Annotated in this window: 3 protein-coding genes; all 3 read left to right on the top strand. The window is 52.5% G+C overall.

The window, feature by feature from the left end:
* Nucleotides 1–961, top strand: a 961-nt coding sequence (locus ACESLU_RS12420; RefSeq protein ID WP_372638961.1) for a Gfo/Idh/MocA family oxidoreductase, incomplete at its 5' end; no start/stop codon positions are given.
* Nucleotides 962–1,117: 156 nt separating this feature from the next.
* Nucleotides 1,118–2,110: a LacI family DNA-binding transcriptional regulator gene (locus ACESLU_RS12415; protein ID WP_372638960.1), complete on the top strand. Its 993-nt coding sequence runs from the start codon at nucleotides 1,118–1,120 to the stop codon at nucleotides 2,108–2,110.
* Nucleotides 2,111–2,313: 203 nt separating this feature from the next.
* Nucleotides 2,314–4,073: FG-GAP repeat domain-containing protein (locus ACESLU_RS12410; RefSeq protein WP_372638959.1), on the top strand; the 1,760-nt coding region annotated here is incomplete at its 3' end.

Genomic DNA, 4,073 nt, shown 5'->3' with positions numbered 1-4,073 from the left:
CTCCCAGGGAGAACTGATTGTGGGCTTCAACTACCGCTACAGCCCCCACCACACCAAGCTGAAAGAGATGCTGACCAACCGGCGCGTGGGGAAAATCACGTCGGTGGACTTCCACTGGTACCTGAACACCTACCACGGGGCCTCCTACTTCCGGCGCTGGCACGGCATCACCGCCAGCGGGGGGACGCTGCTGGTCCACAAAGCCACCCATCACTTCGACCTGCTGAACTGGTGGCTCGATTCCGACCCGGTGGAAGTCTACGCCGAGGGCGCCCTGGAGCATTACGGCAGCAATCACCCCTTCCGGGGCAACAAGTGCCGGACCTGTCCCCATAAGGACAAGTGCGATTTCTACTGGGATATCACCCAGAACGATACCTATATGGACCTGTACGTAGCCAACGAGGAGCATGACGGGTATATCCGGGACAACTGCTTGTGGCGCCACGAGATTGACATCTATGATAAAATGTCGGTGCAGGTGAAATATGCCAACGACGTGCAGGTGAATTACTCGCTGACGACCTACTCCCCCTACGAAGGAATGAAGATCGCCTTTAACGGCTTTGACGGACGCATTGACGCCTGGCACGGGATCCCGTGGCGCGAGGATGAAAAAATAAGCCAGGCCGAGCTGCACGAGCAGGAGATGTCGCAGGAGGAGCGCGAAGAAGCGGCCGACTATGAAGAAATCATGGTAATGGACAACTTCGCCAGCCAGTACGAGCATATCAAAGTGCGCCAGGAAAGCGGGGGACACGGCGGCGGTGACGTGCGGCTGCAGGACCAGATTTTCCGGAACCCGGAGATGGACGATCCGCTGAAGCACGCGGCGGGCAAGCGGGACGGGGCGATGTCGATCCTGGTGGGCATTGCCGCCCGCAAGAGCATCGAGTCGGGCGAGCCGGTCCGCGTCGAAGACCTGACCTCCCTCACCCCGCATCCCACAAGGGGCGCGTAGGAAGGGACAGACCGTGGCTTTTTTCTGTTTTTTAATAACCAGGTGGCCTGATCCACCTGCTCCCGGTCGGGAACACATACCATTTGCGAAGCAAAGTGGAATTGCTGCCTCGAGGACTCGGCCCCGGGGTGGTTTCATCCAACCAAATGACGAGTAATGAAAAATGTACGTTTAAAAGATATTGCAAAACGGCTGGACCTAACGAAAGTTAGCGTTTCGAAAGCACTGAGAGATCACTCGGATATTTCTGAAGAGACCAAAAAAAGGGTGAAGGAAATGGCCCAAAAGATGGGGTATCGTCCCAATCTGGTGGCCCGCTCCCTTACCTCCCAAAAATCACAAACCATAGGTGTTATAGTACCCAAAATCGCCCACTCCTTTTTTTCTTCAGTCATTGAGGGGATCTACCAGGCCGCCCTCGAAAGTGAGTACGAAGTGATTCTTGGCGTATCGATGGAGGACGCTAAGCTGGAACGCAAGCATATTGAATCGATGCTTGACATGAGAGTGGAGGGCCTGTTGATTTCTGTTTCCGAAAAAACAGCCAGTGTCGAAGATTTTGATCTCGTCAAGGGTTTGGACACTCAGCTGGTTTTTTTTGACAGGGGTTTTACGGGGTCGGATTACACCTATCTTAAAGTGGAAGACCGGGAGGGGGCCCGGAAGGGGGTGCGTCATATGATAGTAGAACACGGTTATGAGAGAATTGCACACCTGTCGGGCTACCTGAGTGTGGAGATCGGAAAAGACCGGCGCCTTGGTTACGAGGATGCCATGTCCGCAGCGGGACTGAAGGTTGATGATAACGCCGTCGTTGAAACGGGATTCAGTGAAGATGATGGATATAAAGGATTCGCAAAACTGATGGAACAATATGGCAAACCGGAGGCCGTGTTTTGCGTGACCTACCCGGTGGGACTGGGAGCGCTTAACTACATGAAAGACCATGATATGAATCCCGCAGAAACAGCTATTCTTTCTTTCGGAAGCAGCGAGTTTAACCAATATCTTGCTCACCCCTTCACCTGTATTGACCAGTCTACCTTTGAACTGGGATACAGCGCTTTTGAACGATTAATTATGGAGATAGAGTCGGAAGATGGCGTACCTCCGGAACTAATCTCCCTGCAAACGGGGATCCTGAACTAAGAAATATAATTGGCTGGTCGGCTTCTGATCCCATTGTTTCAGGGGAGACAAACAGTAGAAGTTCAGCTGTTATAATAGGTTTAATTTAAAAGTAATAGAGAATATTCTGGGATAGTTGAAAGGGATAAGCTTTTACTACATTTCATTATTTTCCGGGCTGGTCCGATGCGATTATTATTGGCCGGTTACATAATCCTTGATCAATGAAGAACAAGAGACTACTATTCCATCGGCATGAACGGGCCATTGGGTGCTGTCGCAGCGCCGGTATCTGGATCCTGTTGATCATCGCAGCCGCCTGTAGTTCCTCCCCCGAACTCGAATGGCGTCAGGAGCGGGCCTATCGCTGGGCTGACATACCCTCCGGTCCGGCGGACCACTATGGGTTCGAATTACAGTCCCCCTCCCAGACAGGCATTACCTTCAGTAATACGATGACCGAGGAGGAGCTGGCCGACAACCGCCACTATTTGAATGGTTCGGGAGTGGCCGCAGGCGATGTAGACGGGGATGGGCTCGTCGACCTGTATTTTGCGGGTTTGAAAGAGGATAACAAGCTATATAAAAATGTGGGAGGGATGCAGTTTGAGGACATTACGAATAAAGCCGGGGTAGCTCATGCCGGTCATTATTCGACGGGAGCCGTTTTGGTGGATGTCAACGGAGATGGACACCTCGACCTCCTGGTGAGTTCTATATACAAGGATAATACGCTGTATATGAATGACGGGAAGGGTAATTTTGAGCTACACGAGAACAGCGGGCTGGGAGCGGGAGAGGGCAGCAGCACCATGACACTGGCCGATATTGACGGGGACCGGGACCTGGACCTGTATGTGGCAAAATACAAGGAAAAGTCGGTCAAGGATATCTATTCCACAGAGGAGCTATCCTGGGATAATATCTTAAATGAACCCTATAACCAGCAGCAGCAGAGTGGGCCTTTTTCCCTTACTCCCCCTTTTGACGATCACTACCGCATTTTCATGACGGAGGATAATCGCCTGGCCGGCCTGGCCGAAACGGGCGAAGAGGATGCTTTATATCTCAATAAGAATGGCGTTTTCAAAAAGGTATCAAATACAAATGAGCGGTTCCTGGATGAGCAGGGGAACCCGCACGGGCTGCCCCCTGACTGGGGACTGACCGCTAAATTCCAGGATTTGAACGGGGATGGAAAGCCCGACCTCTATACCTGCAACGACTTTTTCACCAAAGACCGGGTATGGATGAACCGGGGCGGGGGCACGTTCAGGCTGATAGAAAAATGGGCCGTTCGAAACCTGAGCTTCGCGTGCATGGGCGTCGACTTTTCGGATATCAACCGGGATGGGGAGCTGGATATATTTACGGCCGAAATGCTCAGCTCCGAGCACAGGGAGCGGCTGCGCCAGGTAGGTTCGGACGACCCCAACCCCGAACAATTCAGGGAAACTACTGCTCGTCCCACCAATAACCGGAATTCGCTGTACCTCAAACGAGAAGACCTCACCTATGCGGAGATAGCATACCTGAGCGGCGTGGAGGGGACGGGCTGGTCGTGGGATGCCACCTTTATGGATATTGACCTGGATGGATACGAGGATCTTCTCGTGAATAACGGGTATATGTATCATATCCTGGATATGGATGCACAGGTGAGCATGATGCGCAAGGAGAGAAATATGGACGAACACTTCACGGAATTTATCCGCGGGGCACCCTCCCTGGAACTGCGAAACCGGATTTTTATGAATAACGGTGATTTGACCTTCCGGGAGGAAGGCTCGGATCTGGGTGTTGAGGAAACCGATATTTCACATGGCATGGCCGTGGCCGACCTGAACAACGACGGAGCACTGGACCTGGCCATTAACCGCATGAACAAAGAGGCCGCCGTTTATGAAAATATAACTGAAGCCCCCCGTATTGCCGTCCGGTTAATCGGGGAAGCACCGAATACCCAGGGGATAGGTGCAAAAAT

The organism is Fodinibius sp. (assembly GCF_041642155.1).
Classification (GTDB): domain Bacteria; phylum Bacteroidota; class Rhodothermia; order Balneolales; family Balneolaceae; genus Fodinibius.
The sequence above is the reverse complement of the archived record's forward strand: the minus strand, read 5'-3'. Positions and strand labels throughout refer to the sequence as shown.

Coding starts and splice junctions, on each gene's coding strand:
- ACESLU_RS12415 (WP_372638960.1), top strand. CDS start 1,118: ATGAAAAATGTACGTTTAAAAGATATTGCAAAACGGCTGGACCTAACG.